General features: G+C 60.5%; 21 protein-coding genes. 17 read left to right on the top strand and 4 right to left on the bottom strand.

What is annotated here, in order from left to right; genetic code table 11:
• The first annotated feature begins 2 nt into the window (after positions 1-2).
• The 4 genes from ACI5GA_RS12740 to ACI5GA_RS12725 all read left to right on the top strand — a co-directional run bounded on the left by ACI5GA_RS12740 (position 3) and on the right by ACI5GA_RS12725 (position 4,597).
• Positions 3-548, top strand: a complete 546-nt coding sequence (locus tag ACI5GA_RS12740) for an NUDIX hydrolase (RefSeq protein ID WP_421422930.1) — start codon at positions 3-5, stop codon at positions 546-548.
• 163 nt (positions 549-711) lie between these two features.
• Positions 712-1,083 carry a translation initiation factor Sui1 gene (locus tag ACI5GA_RS12735; RefSeq protein WP_404634074.1) on the top strand — a complete coding sequence of 124 codons (372 nt, stop codon included), beginning with the start codon at positions 712-714 and terminating at the stop codon, positions 1,081-1,083.
• 194 nt (positions 1,084-1,277) lie between these two features.
• Positions 1,278-3,191 (top strand): arginine decarboxylase, encoded by a 1,914-nt coding sequence (gene speA, locus ACI5GA_RS12730; RefSeq protein WP_404634072.1) that lies wholly within the window; start codon positions 1,278-1,280, stop codon positions 3,189-3,191.
• A 266-nt stretch (positions 3,192-3,457) separates the two neighbouring features.
• On the top strand, positions 3,458-4,597 hold the full coding sequence (locus ACI5GA_RS12725; RefSeq protein WP_421422929.1) for a contractile injection system protein, VgrG/Pvc8 family: 1,140 nt from the start codon (positions 3,458-3,460) through the stop codon (positions 4,595-4,597).
• Between the two features lie 18 nt (positions 4,598-4,615).
• Here the strand turns inward: ACI5GA_RS12725 and ACI5GA_RS12720 are convergent, their stop codons facing one another.
• Positions 4,616-5,953 (bottom strand): MATE family efflux transporter, encoded by a 1,338-nt coding sequence (locus tag ACI5GA_RS12720; protein WP_421422928.1) that lies wholly within the window; start codon positions 5,951-5,953, stop codon positions 4,616-4,618.
• A 181-nt stretch (positions 5,954-6,134) separates the two neighbouring features.
• On the opposite strand from ACI5GA_RS12720, the gene ACI5GA_RS12715 reads away from it, so the two are divergent.
• The gene (locus tag ACI5GA_RS12715) at positions 6,135-11,057 is read left to right on the top strand and encodes an alpha-2-macroglobulin family protein (protein ID WP_421422927.1); all 4,923 of its coding nucleotides are present in this window, start codon (positions 6,135-6,137) and stop codon (positions 11,055-11,057) included.
• Between the two features lie 148 nt (positions 11,058-11,205).
• Here ACI5GA_RS12715 and ACI5GA_RS12710 read toward each other — a convergent pair whose 3' ends face one another.
• Positions 11,206-11,499: a hypothetical protein gene (locus tag ACI5GA_RS12710; protein ID WP_404634064.1), complete on the bottom strand. Its 294-nt coding sequence runs from the start codon at positions 11,497-11,499 to the stop codon at positions 11,206-11,208.
• Positions 11,500-11,630: 131 nt separating this feature from the next.
• On the opposite strand from ACI5GA_RS12710, the gene pbpC reads away from it, so the two are divergent.
• Positions 11,631-13,946, top strand: a complete 2,316-nt coding sequence (pbpC, locus tag ACI5GA_RS12705; protein WP_421422925.1) for a peptidoglycan glycosyltransferase PbpC — start codon at positions 11,631-11,633, stop codon at positions 13,944-13,946.
• 475 nt (positions 13,947-14,421) lie between these two features.
• Here pbpC and ACI5GA_RS12700 read toward each other — a convergent pair whose 3' ends face one another.
• Both ACI5GA_RS12700 and ACI5GA_RS12695 read right to left on the bottom strand, forming a co-directional pair.
• Complete coding sequence (locus ACI5GA_RS12700; RefSeq protein WP_404634060.1) at positions 14,422-14,832, bottom strand: response regulator; 411 nt, start codon at positions 14,830-14,832, stop codon at positions 14,422-14,424.
• Positions 14,833-14,886: 54 nt separating this feature from the next.
• A complete protein-coding gene (locus ACI5GA_RS12695) occupies positions 14,887-15,078 on the bottom strand; it encodes a Flp family type IVb pilin (RefSeq protein WP_421422924.1) in 192 nt (63 codons plus the stop codon).
• 316 nt (positions 15,079-15,394) lie between these two features.
• Here ACI5GA_RS12695 and cpaB point away from each other — a divergent pair, with 316 nt between their 5' ends.
• From cpaB to ACI5GA_RS12640, 11 genes are all read left to right on the top strand, one after another.
• On the top strand, positions 15,395-16,342 hold the full coding sequence (gene cpaB, locus ACI5GA_RS12690) for a Flp pilus assembly protein CpaB (RefSeq protein WP_404634056.1): 948 nt from the start codon (positions 15,395-15,397) through the stop codon (positions 16,340-16,342).
• 22 nt (positions 16,343-16,364) lie between these two features.
• Complete coding sequence (locus ACI5GA_RS12685; RefSeq protein WP_421422923.1) at positions 16,365-17,618, top strand: type II and III secretion system protein family protein; 1,254 nt, start codon at positions 16,365-16,367, stop codon at positions 17,616-17,618.
• Positions 17,615-18,814, top strand: a complete 1,200-nt coding sequence (locus ACI5GA_RS12680) for a pilus assembly protein (protein ID WP_421422921.1) — start codon at positions 17,615-17,617, stop codon at positions 18,812-18,814. Before ACI5GA_RS12685 ends, ACI5GA_RS12680 begins: the two co-directional genes overlap by 4 nt.
• On the top strand, positions 18,811-20,073 hold the full coding sequence (locus ACI5GA_RS12675; RefSeq protein WP_404634050.1) for a CpaF family protein: 1,263 nt from the start codon (positions 18,811-18,813) through the stop codon (positions 20,071-20,073). The genes ACI5GA_RS12680 and ACI5GA_RS12675 overlap by 4 nt, the downstream gene beginning before the upstream one ends.
• A 55-nt stretch (positions 20,074-20,128) precedes the next feature.
• The gene (locus tag ACI5GA_RS12670) at positions 20,129-21,013 is read left to right on the top strand and encodes a type II secretion system F family protein (protein ID WP_404634048.1); all 885 of its coding nucleotides are present in this window, start codon (positions 20,129-20,131) and stop codon (positions 21,011-21,013) included.
• Position 21,014: 1 nt separating this feature from the next.
• Positions 21,015-21,899 (top strand): type II secretion system F family protein, encoded by an 885-nt coding sequence (locus ACI5GA_RS12665; protein ID WP_421422920.1) that lies wholly within the window; start codon positions 21,015-21,017, stop codon positions 21,897-21,899.
• Between the two features lie 9 nt (positions 21,900-21,908).
• Positions 21,909-22,637, top strand: coding sequence for a tetratricopeptide repeat protein (locus ACI5GA_RS12660; RefSeq protein WP_404634044.1), 729 nt, complete (start codon positions 21,909-21,911; stop codon positions 22,635-22,637).
• Complete coding sequence (locus ACI5GA_RS12655; protein WP_421422919.1) at positions 22,634-22,909, top strand: DUF3613 domain-containing protein; 276 nt, start codon at positions 22,634-22,636, stop codon at positions 22,907-22,909. The genes ACI5GA_RS12660 and ACI5GA_RS12655 overlap by 4 nt, the downstream gene beginning before the upstream one ends.
• Before the next feature lie 380 nt (positions 22,910-23,289).
• On the top strand, positions 23,290-23,775 hold the full coding sequence (locus ACI5GA_RS12650; RefSeq protein WP_421422918.1) for a hypothetical protein: 486 nt from the start codon (positions 23,290-23,292) through the stop codon (positions 23,773-23,775).
• A gap of 97 nt (positions 23,776-23,872) precedes the next feature.
• Positions 23,873-25,723, top strand: coding sequence for a PAAR domain-containing protein (locus ACI5GA_RS12645; protein WP_421422916.1), 1,851 nt, complete (start codon positions 23,873-23,875; stop codon positions 25,721-25,723).
• Positions 25,689-26,384, top strand: coding sequence for a DUF2931 family protein (locus tag ACI5GA_RS12640; RefSeq protein WP_421422915.1), 696 nt, complete (start codon positions 25,689-25,691; stop codon positions 26,382-26,384). Before ACI5GA_RS12645 ends, ACI5GA_RS12640 begins: the two co-directional genes overlap by 35 nt.
• Positions 26,385-26,395: the final 11 nt, after the last annotated feature.

The raw sequence follows: 26,395 nt of genomic DNA, 5'->3' as shown, positions 1-26,395 counted from the left end.
CGATGTCGGTCTCTGAAAACGAAGTCGCGCATCGCGCGGCTTCCGACGCCGAGCTGATTGCCTGGGTCGATCGTCAGGACCAGTTGCTGGGTTCATTGCCTCGCGCCGAATTGCGTGAGCGTGGGCTGATCGGTCGGGGCACCTACATTCTGCTGTTCAATTCTGCGGGCGAGCTGTGCGTGCATCGTCGCACTCTGAGCAAAGCCATCTATCCGGGGTACTGGGATGTGGCGGCGGGCGGGATGGTGCAGGCAGACGAAAATTATGCACAGTCTGCTGCCCGTGAGCTGGAGGAGGAGCTGGGTGTGGCCGGTGTCGAGTTGACGGCACATGAGCGGTTTTTCTTCGATCAACCGGACAACCGCTTATGGTGCGCCGTGTTTTCGGCAGTCTGGGATGGGCCGTTGAAATTGCAGCCTGAGGAAGTGCTGGAAGCCCGCTTCATCGGCATCGATCAGGTGCTGCGTGAAACCGCTGAAAAGCCTTATTGCCCGGACTCTCTGGCTGCGTTGAAGCGCTATTTGGGCGACGTCGCAAAAGTCCCGTAAATTGGCGCATATTTGCACTTAGCATCAGGGCGGTTTGCCGTTACACTGCGCGCCTTTTCACGCCGGACTGTCTCCACGGTCCGGTTGCGCTGCCCCTGCCTGAGTGGGGCTTCGCGGTCGGCTGTCGCCGTCCAGACTTTGGTCCTCAAGAAGAGGATTGCCCGTGGCCAAAAAAGCCGCCTCCTTCGCCGCCCTTGGTGGCCTGGTATTTTCCACTGACGCCGGACGGCATTGTCCCGAATGCCGCCAGCCTGTCGACGCCTGCATCTGCAAGAAATCCGTGATCCCCGAAGGGGACGGTATCGCTCGCGTGCGCCGCGAAAGCAAGGGCCGTGGCGGCAAGACCGTGACCACCATCACAGGTGTTCCGCTGCCTGAAGAGGCGCTCAAGGAACTGGCGTCTACGCTCAAACGACGTTGTGGAACCGGCGGTGCGCTCAAGGACGGCGTGATCGAGATTCAAGGCGATCACGTCGAGACGCTGTTGGCCGAACTGGTCAAACAGGGTTTCAAGGCGAAAAAGTCGGGCGGTTGAGCCTTTCGTTCCACCTGTCCAGGTTTCGCTGTCGGTCGAGCGCGGGTTTCAGAGCAAACTCTGGTGCGTGTCATGGGTCTACTGAGCCATTCGGGAGACGCATGCGCATCGGCGCCAAACCGTCATTTCCACTCTATACACTGCGCCCAGCCGGTCAGGCCGGGGCTTCATGACTTTTTATATAGGGGACTTCGATGTCCGTACGACGCACACGCAAAGACGATGGCAGCCAATGGACCGTGGCAGACAGCCGCAGTGTCTATGGCATTCGCCATTGGGGGGCTGGTTATTTTGCAATCAACGAAGCCGGGCGTGTTGAAGTTCGCCCCAACGGCCCGGGCAGTTCGCCCATCGACCTTTACGAGCAGGTAGAGGAGCTGCGCAAGAGCGGCCTGTCCCTGCCGCTGCTGGTGCGTTTTCCCGACATCCTGCAAGACCGCGTGCGTCAGTTGACCGGTGCGTTCGACGAGAACATCGCGCGCCTGGAATACCAGAGCAAGTACACCGCGCTGTACCCGATCAAGGTCAACCAGCAGGAAGCGGTGGTGGAAAACATCATCGCCACCCAGAACGTTTCCATCGGCCTTGAAGCAGGCTCCAAGCCTGAGCTCATGGCTGTGCTGGCATTGGCGCCGAAGGGCGGCACCATCGTCTGTAACGGGTACAAAGACCGCGAATTCATTCGTCTGGCATTGATGGGCCAGAAGCTGGGCCACAACGTCTTCATCGTCATCGAGAAAGAATCCGAAGTCGAACTGGTCATCGAAGAAGCTGCCGAGCTGAAAGTCGCCCCTCAAGTGGGCCTGCGCGTGCGCCTGTCGTCGCTGGCGTCGAGCAAATGGGCGGATACCGGGGGTGAGAAGTCCAAGTTCGGTCTGTCCGCTGCGCAACTGCTGTCGGTGGTCGAGCGCTTCACCAAAGCCGGTCTGGATCAGGGCATTCGCCTGCTGCACTTCCACATGGGCTCGCAGATCGCCAACCTGGCCGACTATCAGCATGGCTTCAAAGAGGCCATTCGTTACTACGGCGAGCTGCGCAACCTGGGGCTGCCGGTCGATCACATCGACGTCGGCGGCGGCCTGGGTGTTGACTACGATGGCACCCATTCGCGCAACGCCAGTTCGATCAACTACGACATGGACGATTACGCCGGTGTCGTGGTCGGCATGCTCAAGGAGTTCTGTGACGCGCAAGGCCTGCCGCACCCGCACATCTTCTCGGAAAGCGGTCGTTCATTGACCGCCCACCACGCGATGCTGGTGATTCAGGTCACTGACGTTGAGCGTCACAACGACGAAGTGCCGGTGATCGAAGACAAGGAAAGCCTGCCGGAAACCCTGCAATGGCTGATCGATCTGCTGGGGCCGACCGACATCGAAATGGTCACCGAAACCTACTGGCGCGCCACGCACTACATGAGCGACATCGCTGCCCAGTATTCGGACGGCAAGATCACGCTGGCGCAAAAGGCCCTCGGTGAGCAGTGCTACTTCGCCGTCTGCCGTCGTCTGCACAACTCGTTGAAGGCACGTCAGCGTTCCCATCGCCAAGTGCTGGATGAACTGAACGACAAACTGGCTGACAAGTACATCTGCAACTTCTCGGTGTTCCAGAGCTTGCCGGATACGTGGGCCATCGATCAGGTGCTGCCGATCATCCCGTTGCACCGCTTGAACGAGGAGCCGGACCGTCGTGCCGTGCTGCAAGACCTGACCTGCGACTCCGACGGCAAGATCAACCAGTACGTCGACGAGCAGAGCATTGAAACCAGCCTGCCCGTTCATGCGCTGAACGACGGCGAAGACTACTTGCTCGGCGTGTTCCTGGTCGGTGCGTACCAGGAAATCCTGGGAGACATGCACAACCTGTTCGGTGACACCGACTCGGTGAACATCTACCAGAATCAGGACGGCAGCGCGTATTCGGCTGGTATCGAAACCCACGACACCATCGAAGACATGCTGCGTTACGTGCACCTGTCGCCGGAAGAGTTGATGACCCACTACCGCGACAAAGTGGCCAGTGCGCGCATCAGCCCGCGGGAGCGGACTCAGTATCTGGACGCGTTGCGTCTGGGCCTGACGCGTTCTTCGTACCTGTCGTCGTAACGGAGCCGGACGCTGTACCCGTAGGTGTGTACTCTGGGCGTCCAGCCCACGATAGCGGTGTGTCAAAAAAGCCAATGGTCTGACACGCTGCTGTCGTGAGTACGCTCACTCCTACAGGATTTTTGTAGGCGTGCTATCCAGCGTTGTAGGGCCTTTCCTGTTCTGCGTTTACCCTCTCTACTTCGCAGACGTTCTGTTACAGAATCCTCGACCGCCTGAAATTGTCTGTCGAGGTCATTCTCTCCATGTCACCGCTCGCCCAAGCCATGCCACTGCGTCTGGAGATCAATCGCTCCAGGCATTCCTTTGAGGTCGTGGCCTGCGAAAGCAGCGAAGAGCCGAACCAGCCTTATGTGTTCACGCTCGATATCACTCACCCTGAAAGCACGTTGGATACCCATGAATTGCTCTTTAGCGCAGCCTGGTTGCATGACCTGGGCGCGCGTACCGGCATTCACGGGTATATCCAGAGCATCGTTCGCGTTCCGACCGGTGTCGTATCCGGCAATCTGATACCTGTCGCCCCCTCCCGCTACCGTCTGACGCTGGGGCCTCGATTGGGGCTGATGGCTTATCGGTACAACCAAAGAGTCTTCCAGGACATGACCGCCGAAGAGATCATCAAGCTGGTGCTGGACGAACACGGTATCGGCCCGCGCGCTTGTCTCTGGCAGCGCAAGCGGCCCTGTCAGGCGCGTGATTATTGTGGGCAGTACCACGAAAGTGATCTGCAACTGGTCCAGCGGCTTTGTGCGGAGGAGGGGATGTACTATCACTTCCTGCATGCACGCCATCGGCATGTGGTGGTATTCACTGATGAGAAGCCCGCGCGTTTCGACGAGGACGCCGAGCAACGTCGAATGAGCGAAATGGAAACGTCCACACCTCGCATGGGCATGCAGCGGGCCTGTGTGGTCGGTCGGCTGTTCGAACCCGTCGCGCCGAATGCGGAGGGGCGGCTCAAGGTGCGTTTTGACTGGAGCAATCAGGGGGATCGTGCGCGTTTCAATGAATGCTGGGTTGCGCTCGACACCGTTCTCGCCCACGCGCGCCAGCCGTGGTGGGGCGGAATGGAGGTCGTTGTCCGGTTTCGCAATGGTGACCCCGGCAAGCCGTATATCAGCGACCGGCTGTGGGACCCGGACATCAATCCGGAGACCGAACCCAACGTTGACTCGCCTGCGCGCCGGGTGATCACGACGCGTATCGACAGATCCATGTTTCTTGATGAGTCGCAGAGCTTCTCGATCGACGATCAGTTCATCGTGCGGATGGCCCAGCACAATGAAATGCATTTCAGGGTGGGCAACAGCATGGTGACCATTGATTCCAGATCCATTTCGCTCAGCGGCTTGCGCATCATGCTGTCGTCCATCGCCGAAGCCGAGGAGGCCGGGTTGGCATGAGCCTGATCAGCCGCTGGGTCAGGCGAACCAGCCTCCGTTGCGATTCAAGCCGCGGGCGAGGTAGCCCAGTGTCAGTGCTCGCAGCGCCATGAACAGCAGAAATACGATCCACAGCCCGTGGTTCCCCAAGGTGCTGGCCATCCAGGCGAAGGGCGCAGCAATGAGTGCGCTCACCACCATCGCATTGCGCATCTCCCGCGCGCGAGTCGCGCCGATGAACAGGCCGTCGAGCAGGTAACTCCAGACGGCCACCAGGGGCAATAGGGCCAGATAGGGCAAATAGACGAAGGCAATTTCGCGCACGGCGGTGATGTCGGTCTGCATCTCGATGAACAGATGCCCGGCGAACAGGAACAACAGCGCGAAGGCGATGCTGCAAATGAGTGACCACCCGCCCGCTACGTTGAGTGCGCGACGCAAGGCGTCTCGGTCACGCGCACCGATGGCGTGGCCGCAGAGTGCTTCAACCGCGTGGGCGAGGCCATCCAGTGCGTTGGCGGTCAGCAGCAGGCCATTGAGCAGCAGGGCATTGGCTGCCACGGTGGCGTCGCCCAGCCGTGCGCCCTGCACCGTGATCAGAAAGAACACCGATTGCAGCACCAGGCTGCGGATGAAAATGTCGCGGTTCACGACCAGCAAGGGTCGCCAGCTCGCCCAGCGTTTGAGCACTGAGAGCGCCAGATGGCCCGGATAGTCGCGCAGGCCTCGTTGAGTCAACGCCAGGCCCAGCAACGCTCCGATCCATTCCGCAACCACCGAGGCTCGGGCGCTGCCGACCACACCCCAATCCAGTCCAAGGACGAACCACAGATTGAGCGCGATGTTGACCAGATTGGTCGTCAGCAGAATCGCCAGCGGCGCCCGGGCGTTTTGCAGACCAAGGAACCAGCCCACCAACGCGTAGCTCGCCAGTGCAGCAGGCAAACCGAACAGCCGGGTGTGAAAGAAGTCGCGAGTCAGATCATTGAGATCGGCAGAGGGCTGCATCATTTGCAGCGCGAGGTGCTGAAACGGCAGGCCGATCAAACCGAGCAGGAAGGAAAAGCCCAAGGCCAGCAACAGGCCCTGCAGCAACACCTGGCGCAGCGCGACCCCGTCTGCGCGCCCGGCAGCCTGAGCGGAAAACCCTGTAGTGCCCATGCGCAGAAAGCTCATCGCCCAGGCGAGAAAACTGTACAGCGTGCCGCCGACAGCCACCGCGCCCAATTGATGAGCGTGGGGCAGATGGCCGATGACAGTGCTGTCGACCAGTGAGACCAGCGGCACCGAAATGTTCGACAGAATCATCGGCGCCGCCAGCGCCCACACCTGCCGATGGGTGGTGCGCTGGCGCCAGTCAGAGAGAAAGTTGGACATGAGGGCTCCCGTGCAAGCGCGGGATTGTAACGCAAGCGAAGACATTGCCGATGTGCGGGTAGAAGCGGCCCCTGCGAACAAACGCACAAACCCACGGTCTATGTCCGCGCCGCGCTTTACGATCCCGATTGCGGTGCTATAACTGCTGCTCCTCATCACAACTGCCGCCAATGAGTGCCTCATGCTTAACAAAGGATTGTTCCTGGCCTGTGCGCTGGTACTGCTCAGTGCCTGCGATTCCTCCACTTCCGACAAACCCGCTTCTGCCCCCGCGCAGCCTGCCGCGCCTCAAGCCGCAGCCGTAGAAACGGCCAAACCCAAGCCCGCTTTGGACATCCCGGCGCTGAGCAAGCGTTACGCCGGGCGTGAGCTGACAATGGTGGACGTCTCGGAAATCCAGCTCGACGGCGCCAGTACGCTGTCGCTGAGTTTTTCCGTGCCGCTGAATCCCGACCAGAAGTTCGCTGAAAAAGTGCACTTGGTGGACAGCGTCAACGGCAAGGTCGATGGCGCCTGGGAGCTGTCGGACAACCTCATGGAACTGCGTCTGCGTCATCTGGAACCCAAGCGCAAACTGGTCCTCACCATCGATCCCGGTCTGGCGGCCGTGAACAACAACACCCTGGCGGCCGAGTATTCAGCGCGCCTGGAAACCTCTGACCTGCAAGCGACGGTTGGCTTCGCCAGTCGTGGCAGCCTGTTGCCGACCCGCCTGGCCGAAGGCTTGCCGGTGATCGCGTTGAACGTCGACAAGGTCGATGTCGAGTTCTTCCGCATCAAGCCGGACTCACTGCCTGCGTTTCTCAGTTCATGGGAAGGCTCGTCCAGCCTGCAAAGCTATGAATCCAAAGAACTGCTGCCGATGGCCGATCTGGTTTACGGCGGTCGTTTCGACCTGAACCCTGCGCGCAACACTCGGGAAACCGTGCTGCTGCCGATTGCCGGACTCAAGCCGTTGCAACAGCCGGGTGTGTATCTGGCGGTCATGCGCGCTTCAGGCACCTACAACTATTCCCAGCCTGCAACGCTGTTCACCCTCAGTGACATCGGCCTGTCGGCGCATCGTTACGCCAATCGCCTCGATGTTTTCACTCAAGCGCTGGAAGGTGGAAAGGCGCTGAATGGCGTTGATCTTGAGCTGTATGACAACAAGGGGCGCGTGGTCGGTCAGGCCAAGACCGACAATGCCGGTCACGCCGAGCTGCCGTTGCCCGCCAAGGCCGAAGTGCTGCTGGCCAAGCAGGCCGAGCAAACCAGCCTGTTGCGTCTGAACAGCGCAGCGCTGGATCTGGCCGAGTTCGACATCACCGGCCCGCAAGCGCACCCGCTGCAATTCTTTATTTTTGGCCCGCGCGACCTGTATCGCCCCGGCGAAACCGTGCTGCTCAACGGCCTGTTGCGCGACAACGACGGCAAGGGCGTGAAACCTCAGCCGATCACCGTCGAAGTGCGACGCCCCGACGAGCAGGTCAGTCGCAAATTCGTGTGGGAAGCTGACGCCACCGGGCTGTATCAATACCAACTGCAACTGTCGGACGAAGCCCCGACAGGACGCTGGCAATTGGTCTTCGACCTGGGCGATGGCAAGCCGCAGTTGTATGAATTTCAGGTCGAGGATTTCCTGCCGGAGCGCATGGCCCTCGAACTCAAGGGTAGCGACACCCCGCTGGCCCCTGACGCGCCATTCGATGTGTCCATCAATGGCCGTTACCTCTATGGCGCGCCTGCCTCGGGCAATCGCCTGACCGGTCAACTGTACGTGCGCCCACTGCGTGAAGCGGTGCCGGGATTGCCGGGCTATCAATTCGGTTCGATCACCGAAGAAGACCTCAAGCAGGATCTGGAGATTGAAGACAGCACGCTGGATGCCAACGGCCAACTGGACCTGAGCATCGACAGTCAATGGGCCAAGGCCCGCTCGCCGCTGCAACTGGTGCTGCAAGCCAGTTTGCAGGAGTCGGGCGGACGGCCGATCACTCGGCGTCTGGAACAACCGGTCTGGCCTGCCGACACAATGCCGGGCCTGCGTGGCCTGTTCGACGGCGAAGCCACTGATGGCGATGGCCCGGTGGAATTCGAAGTGCTGATGGCCGATGCCGAAGGCCACAAACTGGCGGCCGACAACCTCAAAGTTCGCCTGATTCGTGAGCGTCGTGACTATTACTGGAATTACTCGGAGAGCGATGGCTGGAGCTATCACTACAACGAGAAATTCCTCAACCTGTCCGAAGAAACGGTCAGCGTGAAGAAGGATTCCACCGTCAAAGTCAGCTTCCCGGTGGAGTGGGGTCCTTACCGCGTCGAGGTCGAAGACCCGGCCACTGGCATCGTCAGCAGCGTGCGCTTCTGGGCCGGTTATCGCTGGCAGGACAACGCCGAAGGCGGCGCCGTGCGTCCTGATCAGGTCAAGCTGGCGCTGGATAAACCGGCCTACGCCGATGGCGACACCGCAAAAGTCACCGTCACACCGCCGTCTGCGGGCAAGGGCTATCTGCTGGTGGAGTCGAGCGAGGGGCCTCTCTGGTGGCAAGAGATCGACGTGCCCGCAGAGGGCAAGACCTTCGACGTGCCGGTGGACAAGAAATGGGCACGCCACGACCTGTACGTCAGCGCGCTGGTGATTCGTCCGGGTGAACGCAAGGCCAATGTCACGCCCAAGCGTGCCGTCGGCGTGCTGCACCTGCCGCTGGATCGCTCGCAACGCAAGCTGGCGCTGACCGTGACGGCGCCCGAGAAGATGCGTCCCAAGCAGCCGCTCAAACTCAAGGTCAACGCGAAGAACGCCGATGGCTCGATTCCAAAAGACGTGCACGTGCTGGTGGCAGCGGTGGACGTCGGGATTCTCAACATCACCGAGTACGCTACGCCCGATCCATTCGCCAGCCTGTTCGGGCGCAAGGAATACGGTGCCGATCAGCTCGACATCTATGGCCAGTTGATCGAAGCCGGGCGCAATCGTCTCGCCAGTCTGGCCTTCGGTGGTGATGCCGCACTGGCCAAGGGCGGCAAGCGCCCGGAAACCAGCGTGACCATCGTTGCTCTGCAAAGCGCTCCAGTGACCTTGAACGAGCAGGGCGATGCGGAAGTCAGCGTCGACATTCCTGATTTCAACGGCGAACTGCGGATCATGGCGCAGGCCTGGACCGACGAACGCTATGGCATGGCCGAAGCGAAAACCGTTGTGGCCGCGCCGCTGATTGCCGAACTGTCGGCCCCGCGTTTTCTGGCGGGAGGCGACCAGACCAAAGTGGCGCTGGACCTGTCGAACCTGTCCGGCAAAGCGCAGAAACTCAATGTGCAGGTCACAGCAGAAGGGCAGTTGAGCCTGGGTGAAGGCGACGGCGCGAAAGCGGTCAGCCTGAATCAAGGCCAGCGCACGACGTTGCAGATCCCGGTGAAAGCGCAGGGCGGTTTTGGTCAAGGCGTGATCAAAGTGACCGTCAATGGCCTGGACCTGCCGGGCGAAAACCTGCCAGCGTTCAGCCGCGAGTGGACCATTGGCGTGCGTCCGGCTTATCCGGCGATGCTGCGTCAGTACCGTGCCGTGCTCAAGGATCAGGCCTGGAGCCTGCCGGACGGTGCGCTGGACGCATTCGAACCTGCCGGGCGTGAGGCGCTGCTGTCGGTGTCCAGCCGTCCACCGCTGAACCTTGGCGAACAGATTCGTGCGCTGAAGGCTTACCCCTACGGCTGTCTGGAGCAGACCACCAGCGGCCTGTATCCGTCGTTGTATGCCGATGCCGCCACCCTCAAGCGACTGGGGCTTGAGGGTGAGTCCGATGAGGTGCGCAAACACAAGATCGAGATCGGCATCGAGCGCCTGTTGGGCATGCAGCGTTACAACGGCAGCTTCGGCCTGTGGGGTTCGGATGGCGAAGAGGAATACTGGCTGACCGCGTATGTCACCGACTTCCTGCTGCGCGCTCGCGATCAGGGCTTCGCGGTGCCGCCCGAGGCGCTGAAAAAGGCCAATGAACGGCTGCTGCGTTACCTGCAAGAGCGCAATCAGATCGAAGTCAACTACAGCGAAAACGCCGACCACACCCGCTTTGCCGTTCAGGCCTACGCCGGTCTGGTGTTGTCGCGCAGTCAACAGGCGCCGTTGGGTGCACTGCGCAGTCTGTTCGATCGCCGCAGCGATGCGCGTTCAGGCTTGCCATTGGTGCAGTTGTCTATCGCGCTGGAAAAAATGGGCGACAAACCGCGTGCCGATCAGGCGCTGTTGGCGGGGCTGGCAGCGGGTCGAAAGGCCAACGACTGGCTGGCGGATTACGGCAGTCCGCTGCGTGATCAGGCGTTGATTCTGTCGCTGCTCGAAGAAAACAAACTGGCGTCGGACAAGGTCGAGGAGCGGCTGTTTGCGTTGGCGGATCAGGTCGCGGCCAGTCGTTATTTGTCGACTCAGGAGCGTAACTCGCTGTTCCTCGCTGGGCGTGATCTGCTGGGCAAGCCTGAGGCGAAATGGGCCGCGACGTTGAACAGCGGCAGCAACAACCGCGAACTGAGCAACGATCAGCCGGGCGTGAAACTGGACAGCTCGGTACTGGCCTCTCCGCTGACGGTGCAGAACACCGGCAGCGAGACGCTGTATCAGCAGATGACCATTTCTGGCTACCCCTCGCAGCCGCCTGCGGCTGGTGGTGAGAATCTGGCGATTCGTCGCGAGTACCTGGGCATGGATGGCGAGGCACTGAACCTCAATGCCTTGAAGAGCGGCGAGTTGGTGCTGGTGCACCTGGAATTGAAATCCAAAGAGCGTGTGCCGGACGCGTTGGTGGTTGACCTGCTGCCTGCCGGTCTTGAAATAGAAAACCAGAATCTGGCGCAAAGCGCGGCCAGCCTGGAAGACGCCAGCGAGTCGGTAAAACAGTGGCGGGAGTCGATGGAAAACGCCGGGTTGAAGCACCAGGAATTCCGCGGCGACCGCTATGTGGCGGCGGTGGATTTGCAGGGCTTCAACACGGTGCACCTGCTGTATCTGGCGCGGGCCGTGACACCGGGTACTTATCGCGTGCCGCCGCCGCAAGTGGAGTCGATGTACCGGCCGAACTGGCAGGCACTGGGTGATGCGCCAGCGCAGTTGGTGGTGAAAGGGAAGAGGTGATGGGTAGGGGCTGGAATCATTGAACTTCTGTGGGAGTGAGCTTGCTCACGAAGAGGCCAGTACATCCTTTAAAGATGTGTTGGCTGGATGTCAGCATTCGTGAGCAAGCTCACTCCCAGATAGGGTTACGAACCTGGCAAATCGCTGCTCAATGAATAATCCAGCTCAACAGCCACAGCCCCAGAAACAACCAGATGATCCCCATGATGATCGAGGCGCGCATGAAGGCGCGGATCGCCGAGTAGAGCAGCATCAGGCCGATGATCAGGGCCACGATGCTGATCAGCGAGGTGTCCATGCCCAGCGTGCGCGCCAGGCCGTCGACGAAGTTGCCACCTGCATGAGTGAACAGGTTGAACAACCAGCTCAAACCATCGACCACGAAGCGGATCACGGCCCCGATGACCTGGCCCAGCCACTCGAAAATGCTTTCTACCTGCATGTCTGTTTCCTGATGAAAAAAATGAAACGCGAAAGGGAATGTTCGCTTTGGCTGTCGATGGGCTGGGCGAGTTCCCTAGAGCATAAAGGCTGTTTGGCATGACGCATGGAGTTTTTTATAGGCGTACACGTGTGCTACGACGCATCGGCGTTGTACTCATTGGCGTCTGCCTGCTGCTCTGGCTCGTTGACCGTATCTGGCCGTTACCGTTACCCAAAGACGACTTGGCTCGCGTCGTCTTGGCCGAAGACGGCACGCCTTTGTGGCGCTTCGCTGATGCCAACGGCGTGTGGCGTTATCCGGTGACGGTCGAGCAGGTCTCGCCCTATTACCTTGAAGCACTGCTGACCTACGAGGATCGCTGGTTCTATCAACATCCCGGCGTGAACCCGATGGCGCTGGTCCGGGCGACGTGGCAGAACCTCAGCGGCGGCCACGTAGTGTCGGGGGGCAGCACGTTGTCGATGCAGGTGGCGCGTTTGCTCGATCCGCATTCGCGCACCTTGCCTGGTAAACTTCGACAGCTGTGGCGCACGCTGCAACTGGAATGGCACCTGTCGAAACAGGAAATCCTCGACCTGTACCTCAATCGCGCGCCGTTCGGGGGCACCTTGCAAGGCGTGGCGGCAGCCAGTTGGGCCTACCTGGGAAAATCCCCCCAACAACTGACCCGTGCCGACGCCGCGTTGCTGGCCGTGCTGCCTCAAGCGCCCAGCCGGTTGCGCCCGGACCGCCATCCGCAACGTGCGCAAGCCGCGCGGGACAAAGTGCTCAAGCGGCTGGCCGAGTTTGGCCAATGGCCGCAAGAGGCCGTCAACGAAGCGCTGGAAGAACCGCTGCTGTTGGCGCCGCGTCAGGAGCCGAGCCTGGCGCCGTTGCTGGCACGCCGCCTGAATCGCCCCAACAGCCCGCCATTGATTCGCACCACGCTGGACGCCAGTTTGCAGCGGCGTCTCGAAGACTTGTTACTGGGCTGGCGCGCGCGTCTGCCCGAGCGCACGTCAGCGGCGATTCTGGTGGTGGAGGCCGAGAACATGGCCGTGCGCGCTTACGTCGGCTCCGTGGACATTGGCGACGACAAGCGCTTTGGGCACGTCGACATGGTCAATGCGCTGCGCTCGCCGGGTTCAACACTCAAGCCCTTTCTCTACGGCAAGGCCATGGACGCGGGGCTGATTCATTCCGAATCGCTGATGCAGGACGTGCCGCGACGTTATGGCGATTACCGACCGGGCAATTTCTCGTCTGGTTTCAACGGTGCGGTGGCCGCCAGCTCCGCATTGTCGATGTCGCTCAACTTGCCCGCCGTGCAGTTACTGGAAGCCTATGGCCCGAAGCGCTTTGCGGCAGAGTTGCGCAATGGTGGTGTACCCCTGACGTTACCTCCGCTCGCCGAACCCAATCTGGCGCTGATCCTGGGTGGCGCGGGGAGTCGTCTGGAAGATTTGGTCGGTGGCTACGCCGCGTTCGCGAGGGGAGGGCGCAGTGCCGACATTCGCTTGCAGCCTGAAGACAGATTGCGTGACCGACCGATGATGTCGCCGGGGGCCGCGTGGATCATTCGGCGCATCCTCAGTGGCCAGTCGCGACCGGATCTGGACCCCCACGCCGAGTTGGTGCAGCGCCCACAACTGGCGTGGAAAACCGGCACCAGCTACGGCTTTCGCGATGCCTGGTCGATTGGCGTCGGGCCTCGCTTCCTGATTGGCGTGTGGATTGGCAGACCTGATGGCACGCCGGTTCCAGGGCAGTTTGGCCTGGCGTCTGCGGCGCCGTTGATGTTGCAAGTGCACGATCTGCTGGTCAACCGCGATGCTCAGCGCAACATCCTGCCGCCGGTTCAGCCGGTGCCGTTGAGCGTCGGTGTCGCCGCGATCTGCTGGCCGTTGGGGCAGCCAATGAGCAAAAGTGACCCCAACTGCCGACGCCAGCGTTTCGCCTGGACGCTGGATGGCACCACGCCGCCGACGCTGCAAGCCACCGATCAGCCGTTGGGTTTAGGTTTGCTGGAGAAAGTCTGGATCAACGACAAAGGCCTGCGCGTCGGTGCGAGTTGTCCACAGGCCGAGGCCCGCGACATCGCGCTCTGGCCTGCGCCGCTGGAGCCTTGGTTGCCGAAAAGCGAGCGACGGGAAGCGCGACTGCCTGTCATTGACCCTTCTTGCCCGCCTCAGGGTTTGAGCCTTGCCGCACCCATCTCGATTGTGGGTGTGCGTGAAGGTGACCAATTGCGGCTGCCTGCGGGAAGTCAGCAAGAGCTTCGTCTGAAACTGTCGGCGCTGGGGGGCAATGGCCGACGCTGGTGGTTCATCGATGGTGCGCCGGTGGGGGATACCGCGAATCAGGACAGCTACACCCACACGTTCACCCGATTGGGGCGTTATCAACTGAGTGTGCTGGATGAAAGCGGACAGACTGCGCGAGTGGAGTTCAGTGTGGTGGATTGAAGTCGCCAAGCCGGCTCCCACAATGACCGCGTCGGACTCGGGTCTTTTTGTTCGGTGCTTAACCTGTGGGAGCCGGCTTGCTGGCGAATGCAGTTGGCCAGCCATCGAATGTCCTCGTCGTACCTAACGGATTAATACCAAGTTACGAATTGCACGAATGCCTGCAAAACGCTGATATATAGCCACAGGCCACTGTCCTCGTTAGGTGGCCTTCAGTGTGTGACAGGCGTTGTCGGCGGTGGTTTGAGTGGGGTGTGGCTGAGCGTCAGGCCGTAGTGCCGGGCAGTGTGAGAACGTTCGCGAGTCTGATGTCCGCGATGCAGTGTTCTTTCTTCGGCGGTCGACTATGAAGGCACGTTCGCTCAACGCTCGCGTCTGTTTCGGACAGGGGAGTCGGATGATCCCCTGTCTTTTTTTCGTCCACACAAAACAACGCCGGGGCATGCCCGGCGTGTTCGAAGGCGATGTCAGCGCATCACGGTCCGACTTGGTAAACCTTGGGTTCCGGAAACAGGTTGTTGAGGGTTTCCAGCAGGCGGACGTGGTAGATGGGCTTGCGGAACAGGTCCAGCACCTGAAGGCGAAGCAAATCGCTGACATCCTCCATGTCGGCGTGGCCCGAGGTGACGATCACCGGCAGGTGCTGGCGTGACGTGTGCTCGCGCAGGCGCTTGATCAGCGAGATGCCGCTTTCTTCCGGCATGCGCAGATCGGTGATCACCAACGCGATATCAGGGTGTTCGGTCAACAGCTTCAGCGCGACCCGCACAGAGGGGGCGGTGAAGCAGCAAAACCCTTCACCCTCCAGCAGTTCGGCGAGCTCTTCGTTGGCGTCCTCTTCGTCGTCAACGAGTAGTAATTGTTGGCGTGTGGGATGAGAGGGCATCTTGGTTTCCTTGCCGAGACGTGGTTGAAACACGTGTGACGCCTTGATCCATCGCTAAATGGCGGTGCCACCCAGGTTCGTGAGGATCAAGTTGAACTTGGCCTTGACTGCGTTCCCCAGCGGCGTGACAAAAGCAATCACGACAATGGCGACCATGGTCGCAATGACCGCGTATTCGATGGCAGACGCCGCTTCCTCGTCTTTCACGAAACGTCGAATCATGGCTGATACGAAAGTCAGGAACATCTGATTACTCCTCAGCGCACAAGGCGCTATCGCACGCATGACGCGTTAAACAATCCTTCGTGCCCACAGCATTGACCCCATTGGGCCACTCTTCAATCACAAGAAAGCATTAATCCGAAAGTGATAGAGGACCGCGTACCGTTGCCTTGCCCCGTCCCTCCGAATGAAGAGATCGCCGTGAAATTTCCCACGGTTGATGGCGTTTTGAAGCACCTCGACTACCTTTCATAGCGAAATGGATGAATGTTCACAGCCAACTGACTGACAGGTTGTCTTTAAACGTTTTCAGGTTGTAGTCAGGCACGGGAGGGCCGTCATGAACAGTCGCGTCACAATGGGGCTGGCTGTGTTGTTTTTGCTGGGCGCGCTGTTTGCCGGATATTGGGGATTGGTCCTGAGCCGCCAGCCCGCGCCTGCGCCACAGGCCCCCGTGACCGATAGCGCTGCCCCTGCCGTGGCGCCTGTCGCTGTCGAAAAACCTGCCGAAGACCCCACCCGTCAGCCGGTATTGGTGCTGGTCAGAGACGTGCCCGCTTATCAGCCGATCACCCCAGACGATTTGGTCGTCGAGCGCTTGAAGGTCGCGCCTGCCGGAAGTTTCAGCAAGCCTGAGGATGCCATCGGGCGCTCATCGTGGCGCCCGCTCGCGGCGGGCACCTGGCTGAACGACAACAGCTTCGAAGCCGGTGGCACGCTGGCGCGGATGATTCGTCCCGGCGAGCGCGCCATGGCCCTGGCGATCGATGAAATCATCGGTGCAGGCGGCCAGTTGAGCCCCGGCGATTACGTCGATGTTTTGCTTTATCTGCCGCCTGATCAGATGAGCACCGACCGCAGTGCGCAGACGGTCGTGCCTGCGTTGCGCGTGCTCAGCGTCGGGGCGTTCATGGGGCCGGTGAATCAGGGGCAGGATGATCAGGGCCTCAGCCGCGATGACCGCGCGCAACAGCAGAAACTCAAATCCGGTGCGCGAAGCGTCGTCGTCGCCGTTCCGGAAAAACTTCTCAGCCGCTTGATGCTCGCCTCGCAGGCCGGTCCTTTGCGGCTGGCGGTGCGCAGTGCCGAAGAAAAGAACCTGGCGCGCTACTGGGCGGGGGACACCGACATTGCCACGCAATTGGAGGGTTCCAGCCGCAACGTCATTCATTACGAGCAATTGAATTTGGGCGCTGCCCGCGCTACGCCGGTCGGCAATGGCACGGGCCAGAAATCACGCGGTATCGAAGTGATTCGTGGCAATCAGGTCACGCAGCAAACCCCCTGAGTCGAGCAAGGACTGCGCATTCATGAGCAAGCGTTTCATAGTGGCATTGAACCCTGTGGTGTTGGCGTTCATCTTATCCGCGCCGGTTCAGGGGACGGCGGCTGCGGCAACGGCAAACTGTGCCGGACTGACATCGATGCCCGCAGTGATGGAGATCGGCCAGGGTGTGCAACAGGACATTCGCTCACCGGTCGCGATCACGCGGCTGGCCGTGGGGGACCCGAAGATTGCGGACGTCCATGTCACTGAAGGCGACAACAATGGCTACCTGCTGACGGGCGTCGGGCCGGGCACCACCAGCCTCATGGTCTGGACGTCCTGTTCTGCCTCGCCCCGGCAGAGCATGGTGTTCGTGCGCGGCACGGCGAGCACCGCGATGACCGACAAGGCGCTGCCACCTTCCGAAGACCCCTCTTTGCCCAGCCAGGTGCAGACGGACATTCGGTTCATCGAGGTCAGCCGCACCAAACTGAAAGAGGCCAGTACCTCGATCTTCGGCAGGGGGTCGAACAACTTCCTGTTTGGCTCACCCGGCACGGTTCCGGGGGTTACGGTGACACCGGGCACTGTTGGCGCCACGCGCCCGGCGATTCCGCTGAACAACAGTAACTTCAATATCGTCTGGGGCGGTGGCAGCAGCAAAGTGCTGGGCATGCTCAACGCGATGGAAAGCAGTGGTTTCGCCTACACTCTCGCGCGGCCCAGTCTGGTGGCGTTGAGCGGCCAGAGCGCGAGCTTTCTGGCGGGAGGCGAGTTCCCTGTGCCAGTGCCCAATGGCGAAGGCAATGGCATTTCCATCGAATACAAAGAATACGGCGTGCGCCTGACGCTCACGCCCACGGTAGTGGGCCGTGATCGCATTGCCTTGAAAGTTGCGCCGGAGGTCAGCGAACTGGACTTCACCAACGGCGTCACTATCGCGGGCACCACAGTGCCTGCCCTCAACGTGCGTCGGACCGACACCAGCGTGTCGCTGGCCGATGGCGAAAGCTTCGTCATCAGTGGCCTGATCAACACCAGCAACATTGCCACCATCGACAAGTTTCCGGGGCTGGGTGACATCCCGATTATCGGCGCGCTATTCCGCAACTCGCAGATCAATCGGGAAGAGCGCGAGCTGCTGATGGTGGTCACGCCCCATCTGGTTCAGCCGCTGGCGGTCAACGCGCCGATGCCGACGTTGCCGGGCGAAGGGCTGCGCAACTACGACCCGAATTTCTTCAAGATGTATTTCCTCGAAAACGGCAAGTTCGACCGTGGCGGGTTATCGCAATGAGTCAGGGACCGAGTCTGAGCCAGACGTTTCTGGCCATTACCCGCAACACCACCGACCTTGAATGGTTGCAGGGCGCGTTGGCGCCGCTGGGGCAAGTGGTCAGCGCCGGAACGGGCAGCCTCGACGAGCTGTTGGCGCTGGTGGACGTCACGTTCGCCAGCGTGGTGTTCGTCGGGCTTGACCGTGAGCATCTGGTGAACCAGAGCGCATTGATCGAAGGCGCGTTGGAGGCCAAACCGATGTTGGCCATCGTTGCGTTGGGCGACGGCATGGACAACCAACTGGTGCTCAACGCCATGCGTGCAGGGGCGCGGGATTTTGTGGCTTATGGCTCGCGTTCCAGTGAGGTGGCGGGGCTGGTCCGGCGGCTCAGCAAGCGCCTGCCCGCCGTGGCGGCGAACCCGAACATGGGCGGTCTGACCGTGCTCTACGGCGCCCAGTGTGACGGCGACGGCGCCTTGGTGTCGGCCCATCTCGCGTTGGTGGCGCAACAGAAAGGTCAGCGCACGTTGCTGCTGGATCTGGGCATGCCGCGCGGCGACAGCCTGGCGATGTTGAGCCTTGAGTCTTCGTTCACCTTCGGCGATGCGGTGCGCCATTTGCGGCGACTCGACTCGACCCTGATCGACAGTGCCTTCAGCGTTCACCCCAGTCAGTTGCGGATTCTGGCCTATGGCGACGATGACATGGCGCTGGAGCACACCAGCGCGGCCGAGTTGTACATGCTGCTCAGCGCGCTGCGCCAGCATTTTCAGCATGTGGTGGTGAATCTGGTGGGGCAGCAGGACAGCGAGTCGCTGCGCACGTTTGTCACTCACTGCGACCAATTGCTTTGGTACGCCGACCAGAACGTCATCGAGTGTCGACGCAATCTGGCGATTCTCAATCTTTGGCGCGAGAAAGGCTTGAAGCTGCAACAGGCCGGGTTGCTGGTGGACAAGTACCTGCGCCAGGTCACGCCCAATTCCGATGCCTTGGAGAAAACGTTCGGACTGCCCGCGATGGCCGTGTTGCCGCTCAGTCCGGAGTTCCGACTCAACGCCAAGAATCAGGGGCTGTCGCTGTTCGAGCTGTCGTCTCGGGAGTCGCTGAGCACCGGTTTGCGGCACCTTGGCGAGCGGTTGGCGAGCCAGTCGCAGACGACCGACAAACCCCGTGACGGCTGGTTGGGCCGTCTGTTGAGGGCCAACAAATGAAAGGTGAAAAACTTTTTGGCGTGTCCGCGCGCCCCGCCGATGGTGGCGGCGACGGGCAGGGCCTGAAACTGGTGTTGCACCGCTACATCATCGACGCCATCGAAGAAAGCGGACGCAACCTGCTGGAAGGCACGCGTCCGGCGCTGGCGCAGTTCGTCACGGACAAGGTGGCCGAATACGTCGCGCGTCTGCGGTTGGCGATTTCCCGCTACGAAATGGAGCGGCTGGCCGAAGAGCTGGTGGATGAACTCACCGGCTTCGGCCCGCTGGAAGTGCTGCTGCGGGACAAGAGCGTCACGGAAATTCTGGTCAACGGTCCGAACAAAGTGTTTATCGAGCGCGAAGGGGTGCTGCATCACTCGGACCTGCGCTTCATCGATTCGCATCACGTCGAACGGGTCATTCAGCGGATTCTCGCGCCATTGGGCAGACGTCTGGACGAGTCCTCGCCGATGGTCGATGCGCGCTTGCCGGATGGCAGCCGGGTCAACGCGATCATCCCGCCGATTGCGCTGGACGGGCCGTGCGTGTCGATCCGGAAGTTCCGCAAGGACATGCTCAAAAGTTCTGATCTGGTGGCCATGCAGACCATCGATCAGTCGATTTACGACTTTCTGGAAAACGCGGTCAGCAAGCGTTGCAACGTGCTGATCAGCGGCGGTACGGGCACCGGCAAGACCACCATGCTTAACGTTCTGAGCCAAATGATTCACACCCAGCAGCGTCTGGTGACCATCGAAGACGTCGCCGAATTGCAGCTCGGCCACCCCCATGTGGTACGCCTGGAAACCCGCCCGCCCAACGCCGAAGGCCATGGCGAAGTACGCGCCAGTGACCTGATCCGCAATGCCCTGCGGATGCGCCCTGACCGCATCATCCTCGGCGAGATTCGTGGCGTCGAAGTTCTCGACGTGTTGACCGCGATGAACACCGGCCACGACGGTTCGATGAGCACCGTGCACGCCAACAACGCCCAGGATGCCCTGTTGCGTCTGGAAACGCTGGTGGGGCTGACCGGGCGGCAGATCGCTGAGAAAACCCTGCGCCAGATGATCTGCGCGGCGCTGGACGTGATCATTCAGCTCACTCGCATGCCGGACGGCCGACGTTGCGTCAGCGAGGTGGTGGAAGTGGTGGGCACTCGCGACGACGTGTACGTCACCAACACGCTTTTCCGCCTGGATCGACGCAGCGGATTCGGCTTCATGCGCGAGGCGATGAACCCGGCAGGCGACAAGTTGCGGCAACTGGATTACTAGGTTCCGCGATGCTTGGTTTTCGTACCGAACCTGGGCCGGGAATAGGAGGTTCAAGATGAAGGGCGCCATCGTTTTCGGCGTGATGTTCATGCTGCTCGCCGGCCTGTCGGTGTACCTGTTTTATCGCGGCCTGAACAAAGGCGTGAACGAGCGGGTCATGGCGCGTCTGCTGATCGGGCGCCCTGAGCCTGTGGCCGCCAAACCGGGCCTGGCCCGGCTCGAACGTGCGTTTCTGCGCGCCGGGCTGGGGCGCCCGGCTGAGCGTTTGCCACTGGCGCTGGCTGTCTGGGCGATGGTGATGTTGCTGGGGTTCTTGCTGTACGACGGCCTCGGGCTGCTGCTGGGCATGCTGTTGCCGGTCATTGTGTTGCGCTTTTACGTCAGCTTTCGCTACCAGCGCCGAGTGCGACGGATGATCAGCCAGTTGCCGCAATTGCTCGATCACACCATCCGCAGCCTCAAGTCCGGACGGACGCTGGGGGACGCGGTGTTGCAGGGCATCGACGCCTCGGGCTACCCGCTGAACGAGGCGATGTCGCGGATCAAGCGCAACGTGCAATTGGGCATCACCTTGCCGGATGCCGTTCAGGATTTTGCCGAACTCTATGAACGTGAGGAGTTTCGTCTGTTCGCGCTGGGGCTGCGCGTCAACCATCGTTATGGCGGCAACGCCAGTGAGTTGCTGGAAAACCTGATCCGCCTGATTCGTGACCGGGAGCAGGCTGCCCGGCAATTGCGCGCGATGACGGGCGAGACCCGCTTGAGCGCGGTCGTTCTGGCGCTGTTGCCAGTGGCGATGGTGGGTTACTTCATGGTGGTCAACCCCAGTTACCTGCTGCATATGTGGAATGACGCTGCAGGGCAGAAAATGCTGATGGTCGCCTTCACCATGCAGACCCTGGGTTGTCTGTCGCTGTGGCGCATGTTGCGGAGTATCTGACATGGCATTGCTGCTGAGTGCACTGATGTTCGCGGCTGCCGGGTTCTTTCTGATGATCACGGTCGCCCGCCAGCGCCGCAGCGAGCGCCTGATCATGTCACGCCTGCAAGGTGAGGTCGCACGGGACAGCCGCGTCAGTACGCTGTTGCGACTGCTCGGCGACAGCCGCTTCGGGCAACGCTCGGTGAGCATGGACAGCGAAACGCAGATTCTCCTTAACCGCATCGGCTGGCGCAAAGCGAGCCAGCGCTCGCTGTTCGCGGCGTTCCAGGTGGGCGTTCCACTGGTGCTCTTGTGTGTCGTGCTGCTGATTCAGAGCCTGTTCTTCGAAGACGTGACCTACCCGCTGCTGGCGCCGATCTTTGCCATGGGGCTGGGCTATCTGGCGCCCAAGCGCACGCTCGCCGCAGCGGCTCAGCGACGACAAAAGGAGGCACTGGCCGAGGTCGGCACGTTCATTCCGCTGCTGCGCATTCTTTTTGAATCCGGCATGGCGGTTGAGCAAGCGCTGCGTGTGCTGAGTAACGAGGGCCGTCGGTTACTGCCGGTGCTGTCGTCCGAGCTGCGAGTGATGCTGGTGCGGGTCGACTCCGGCCTTGAGCTGGGGGACGAGCTGAACAAGATCGCTGCGCAGTTGGCGGTCGATGAGTTCAGCGACACCTGCGTGATTCTCAACCAATTGATCCATCAGGGCGGCGGGGCGATGAAATCGCTGCTCGCGCTCAAGCAATTGATCGACGACCGCCGCATGACCCGCTTGCAGGAGTACATCTCCAAGCTCTCGGGAAAGATGTCGGTGGTCATGATGGTATTTCTGTTTCCGGCGCTGCTGATCGTGATCGCAGGGCCGGGCTTCACAGCCATAGGCAAGGCGCTGAGTTCTTAGGGAGATCGCATGAAAGCAGTCATCGCAGTCATCGGACTGGCTCTGCTCAGTGGCTGTGCCAGTGACGGCAGCGCGCCGTGGCTGGCACACACCACGGGGGCCAGTTGTACCAAGCCGACGTCCGATCAGGAACTGGCCCTGAACATGGCCCAGGACATGGCCGATGAAGGGCGTCTGCACGCCAGCCTGGCGCATCTGGAAAGCCTGCCGCCGAACCTGGCGGAAGTCCGGCTGCGCAAGGCGCGCGTGCTGCGCTTGCTGGGCAGCAACGAGGCGGAGCCGTTGTACCGAAGCCTTTTAGGCACCTGCCGTGCCGCCGAAGGTGAGCACGGCTTGGGCCAGCTCGCTGCGGCGCGCGGGGACAACAATCAGGCCCTGATGCATTTGCAGGCGGCGGTAAAACTGTCGCCCACCGATGAAAGAATTCGCAACGATTTGGGGGTCGTTTATCTCAACCAGTTGAAGCTGGACAAGGCGAAGTTCCAGTTCCTGACGGCCATCGAACTCAAGCAGTCCGACACGCTGGCGGCGTCGAACATGGTGACGCTGCTGATCTATCAGGACAACTGGACACAGGCCGCCGAACTGGTCTCACGGGCAGGGTTGACGCCGGATCAGGTCAGTGATGCACAGGCCCGCGCGGAAAAACTCAAGACATCGCCCGCCAGCGTGCGGGTCAAGCCTGAGAGGGTTGCGGCGGTGGCGGCGACAACAACGGATGGAGGGAGCCAGCCGTGAAATCCAGCGTCTTTATCGGGCTTTGTATGGCGGCTTTTGGCGGCATTGCGCTGGCGGACGACGCCTCGTCTTCCAACACACCCACCGAGCAATGGCTGCAACTGCAAGCCAGCGGCAAGGCCGCCTCGACCACCCCGCAGCCCCAGGCGCCCATCGAGCGCGACCTGAGCATGCAGCGCTGGTTGAACAACTACCAACACCCGATTCCTGAATTCTTCGAGCAGAAGAAGGGCGGGAGTGTGTCGGGCAGCGGTGGGGCGGGCGGGAGTTGAATGCGCTTGGTGCTGCGCAAAATCGCCCGTTGTACAGACACTGCGCTGTTGCGCAGTCAACACGGGGCCCTGTAGAGGTGAGCTTGCTCTGGGCGGCATTCCTACAGGTTTTTGTGTAGCCGGACGGCCATCGATTTTCCAACGGCTAAGCCTGCGCTGAAATCTCAATGTGCCGTCACCCTACTCGTAAAGCGAACATTAAAGGCTTCCTCTTTCTGTAGGAAACAGCCTAGGCCACTCTCCTGCATTTCTGACGCCCTGTATCGGCCATGCCGACATACGCTGCTCGTCTCGTCCTCCACCCTAAGCGCCCAAACGATGCTTGCTCATCCCTATCCCGGATCAGCAGCCCAATTACGCGCTCATGATCTGGAGTTCAAATGAGTACAGCGACACCGCTTTTCTACGACAACACCGTTACAGACGAGCACCTCCGTGCAATGAATTGCGCCACTAATCGCGAACCCGCGTTGGCGGGAGCGGATGAATTCGTGTTCACCACCGCTTGCCGGCCGGGGGTTCCTGTCGCTCCGAACCCGGTCATTGCGATCTATCGACCCGCCAGCGAAGGCAGCCAGAGCCGCGATGGCGGTGTCATTCTTCAAGCCACATCGGCCATCACCTGCGAGACGCGTGAGGGTGAGACGTTGCGCCTCGCGCAGCCGGGCGACGTCGTTACTTACCCCAATGGTACTTGCGCGCAGATCATCACCGGCTCAGGCACTACACAATTTAATCTCGCACTCGTCGGCAGCCGCTTGAGCAACGGGGATGAAATCATCAACACCCGAAATGACAGGTTCGTCTTTGTTGAGCGAGCCGACACGCCATTACCTGATGATTTCCTCGCCGAGCTTGAGGGCTAGAAGTCCCCGGACTGTGCTCGACCGCCGTTGAGTGGCCGACCCAACAATGGCTACACACCACTCGCATGGATGCGTGTTTCAACAGGGAAGCGAACGTATGGCGGAAGGGTATTTCATAAGGAAAGGCGACAAGACTTCATGCGGTGGTGTCGTCATCGATGCGCACAGCGGCGTGAACATGTTCGGCATCGATCATGCTCGTGAAGGCGACCGGGTCACCTGTGGCGTCGACGGCAAAATCTACACAATCGTAGACGGCATCGATTACATCGTCAGCCACGGTAAACGCGTGGCCGGTTCGTTGGACAGTTACAGCTCATGCCCCTGTCGCGCAACGCTAAACCCGTCGTTGTTCAAGTCGTCTTATGAGAGCAAAGCCAATCACGTGGCCGCGAGATCGGCTCCGGGTTATCCCCCCGCGCCGATGGCCTCCGTTCGTCCGCCACCTGCGAACGTGCAGCGCGAGATCATGCCTGCCAACTTGCAACTTGAAGAAGAGGAAGAAGAAGTCGAGCAGGAGCAGCTCATCACCTTGCGCCTGGGCGTGTTCTTCGATGGCACCGGTAACAACCAGGCCAACAGCGAATCCGTAGCGGGATGCATGGCACGGGATGTCGGGCTGGAAAATGAGGCTGACGCCATTCAGCAGTTCTGCGCCGAGCACGGTTATGGCCTCGACGGGAGTGCGCCGGATAGCAGTTATGGGAATGACACGTCGAATGTGGCGCGGTTGTATGACTTGTATAGGGATCAAACGGAAGAACCCATTGGGTCAGAAGATGAAGAGGCATCAATTGCTGTCTATCTGGAGGGGATAGGAACTATCAGTGGCGGCGCTGACGATCTGTGGGGGCAGGGTACTGGAATGGGGAAGTACGGTATTTTGGCTCGGGTTCAGCAGAGTCCATCGTTGATTCTGAAGCGTTTGAAGGTCTTCACGGATAACAACCCTGGGGTAACGATTCGCCGTCTTGAAATTGATGTGTTCGGCTTCAGTCGAGGAGCCGCTGCCGCCCGTCATTTCGCCAATGACATACGAAAGGGCGCCAACAGCTGGCTCGCTAAAGTGCTGCCTTCCAGCTCTTCACTGTTCGTCGAGGGATTTGGCTGGCAAATCCAGCGCGATGTCCACCTGAACTTCATAGGCCTTTTCGACACCGTGCCCGGTATCGTTATGCCTCAGCAGTTGGACTTCAGCCCCGCCAATGCGCGAAACGCGGGCCTCGACCTTGGGTTACCCGCAGGCTGCGCCCGCAAAATCGTGCAACTGGTCGCCCGGGATGAGCATCGCCTGAATTTCGCCATGATCCGCACTGGCAACGATATCGTGCTGCCCGGTGCCCATTCGGACATCGGCGGTGGCTACCGACCTCGCATGCGCGAACGCCTGTTGGTGGCGAAACCCACCAGCAGCCGGGAGCGCAAGACGTTGCCCAACGAACAAGCACGGGCCGTCTCCAGCGCTCGTCAAAGTGTCGGCCCTCTGGTCAAGCGCCTGATCGAACAAGGCATCGAGCCGGAGATGCGCATCTGGTCAGAGGACGAAGCGCGTACCCGGGACAATCTGACGCCTGCCTACAAACAGGTGTACGTCATGAGCACACTTGAGCGTGAGGTGGAGGGAGACCTTTCGAAAGTCTATTTAAGAGTGATGCGGGAGTTGGCGGTACAGCATGGAGCGCCGTTCGATGCGATCAACGACCGAGATCCGCGTCTGGCCTTACCAGAAGACCTAACGCTTATTGCGGCGAAAGTTCTGAATTACGCAACAGGAAGAAAGGGAGCGTTGGAGTTGACCGCCGCCGAAGAGGCCTTGCTACTCCGCCGTTACATCCACCTGTCCGCGAGCTGGAATGCGGTGAAGGACAGGCACAGAACGGACATAAGAGTGCTGTTCATTAACCGACCCGCTGATGATCACCAGCGGATTATTCATGGCAATCAATAGGCTCAAAGCATTATTGGGGGGGGCACTCGCCATGGTTCTCGGCGGGTGCAGCCACGTTAATGATTATGGCGCAGAGCTACCCTACGACGCGTGGCGTCTGGGCTTTCTGGCGCCCAACTACATGGAGGTTTGGATCGAAACCGCAAATGTGGTCGACGTCAAAGGTCGGGTGTTCGGGCGAGCCATGAGTGGCATAGCAGCCATTCAGACGCCGCCCAATCTCAGGGGAAATCCGAGAGGGTGGCCAAAACGACCGGGAGATGGCAAAGGGAAGTATGTCTGGCGCGCTGACGTTCCTCGTCTGATCTATGTGCGTTGGCAATCGTTGGCGGAACCTCAAACCTACGAGGCTTTCATCGATATTCCGGAGGCGACTCGTAACGCCATGATGGAGGTTAAGCAAGACACGTACTGCAGAGCTACCAAGGAACGGATCACGGACCATCGCGAGCTTTTGGTCATTGGCCTTGCCCCCGGTGGCATAGCTAAAACCTGGATCAGAGGGATATGCCTGGATCCGATTGAAGTCAGCCGAGTGCAGGGCCAAATTGTAAAGAAAGGACCCTATGACGGTCTGTCAGACGGTCACTACTACCGCCCGCCTAATCAGGAATCTCAGGCTTACATCGACAAGTTCGGTATTCCCTATGGCTCTTGGTAACGCGCTATCGC

The sequence above is a fragment of the Pseudomonas sp. Pseu.R1 genome (assembly GCF_045764065.1).
Taxonomy (GTDB): domain Bacteria; phylum Pseudomonadota; class Gammaproteobacteria; order Pseudomonadales; family Pseudomonadaceae; genus Aquipseudomonas.
This window is presented reverse-complemented; position numbering and strand designations above follow the sequence as displayed.

Excerpts from the sequence above, each read along its gene's own strand:
- ACI5GA_RS12740 (WP_421422930.1), top strand. The coding sequence starts at position 3 with ATGTCGGTCTCTGAAAACGAAGTCGCGCATCGCGCGGCTTCCGACGCC.
- speA (WP_404634072.1), top strand. The coding sequence starts at position 1,278 with ATGTCCGTACGACGCACACGCAAAGACGATGGCAGCCAATGGACCGTG.
- ACI5GA_RS12725 (WP_421422929.1), top strand. The coding sequence starts at position 3,458 with ATGCCACTGCGTCTGGAGATCAATCGCTCCAGGCATTCCTTTGAGGTC.
- ACI5GA_RS12720 (WP_421422928.1), bottom strand. The coding sequence starts at position 5,953 with ATGTCCAACTTTCTCTCTGACTGGCGCCAGCGCACCACCCATCGGCAG.
- ACI5GA_RS12715 (WP_421422927.1), top strand. The coding sequence starts at position 6,135 with ATGCTTAACAAAGGATTGTTCCTGGCCTGTGCGCTGGTACTGCTCAGT.
- ACI5GA_RS12710 (WP_404634064.1), bottom strand. The coding sequence starts at position 11,499 with ATGCAGGTAGAAAGCATTTTCGAGTGGCTGGGCCAGGTCATCGGGGCC.
- ACI5GA_RS12700 (WP_404634060.1), bottom strand. The coding sequence starts at position 14,832 with ATGCCCTCTCATCCCACACGCCAACAATTACTACTCGTTGACGACGAA.
- ACI5GA_RS12695 (WP_421422924.1), bottom strand. The coding sequence starts at position 15,078 with ATGTTCCTGACTTTCGTATCAGCCATGATTCGACGTTTCGTGAAAGAC.
- cpaB (WP_404634056.1), top strand. The coding sequence starts at position 15,395 with ATGAACAGTCGCGTCACAATGGGGCTGGCTGTGTTGTTTTTGCTGGGC.
- ACI5GA_RS12685 (WP_421422923.1), top strand. The coding sequence starts at position 16,365 with ATGAGCAAGCGTTTCATAGTGGCATTGAACCCTGTGGTGTTGGCGTTC.
- ACI5GA_RS12680 (WP_421422921.1), top strand. The coding sequence starts at position 17,615 with ATGAGTCAGGGACCGAGTCTGAGCCAGACGTTTCTGGCCATTACCCGC.
- ACI5GA_RS12675 (WP_404634050.1), top strand. The coding sequence starts at position 18,811 with ATGAAAGGTGAAAAACTTTTTGGCGTGTCCGCGCGCCCCGCCGATGGT.
- ACI5GA_RS12670 (WP_404634048.1), top strand. The coding sequence starts at position 20,129 with ATGAAGGGCGCCATCGTTTTCGGCGTGATGTTCATGCTGCTCGCCGGC.
- ACI5GA_RS12665 (WP_421422920.1), top strand. The coding sequence starts at position 21,015 with ATGGCATTGCTGCTGAGTGCACTGATGTTCGCGGCTGCCGGGTTCTTT.
- ACI5GA_RS12660 (WP_404634044.1), top strand. The coding sequence starts at position 21,909 with ATGAAAGCAGTCATCGCAGTCATCGGACTGGCTCTGCTCAGTGGCTGT.
- ACI5GA_RS12650 (WP_421422918.1), top strand. The coding sequence starts at position 23,290 with ATGAGTACAGCGACACCGCTTTTCTACGACAACACCGTTACAGACGAG.
- ACI5GA_RS12645 (WP_421422916.1), top strand. The coding sequence starts at position 23,873 with ATGGCGGAAGGGTATTTCATAAGGAAAGGCGACAAGACTTCATGCGGT.
- ACI5GA_RS12640 (WP_421422915.1), top strand. The coding sequence starts at position 25,689 with ATGATCACCAGCGGATTATTCATGGCAATCAATAGGCTCAAAGCATTA.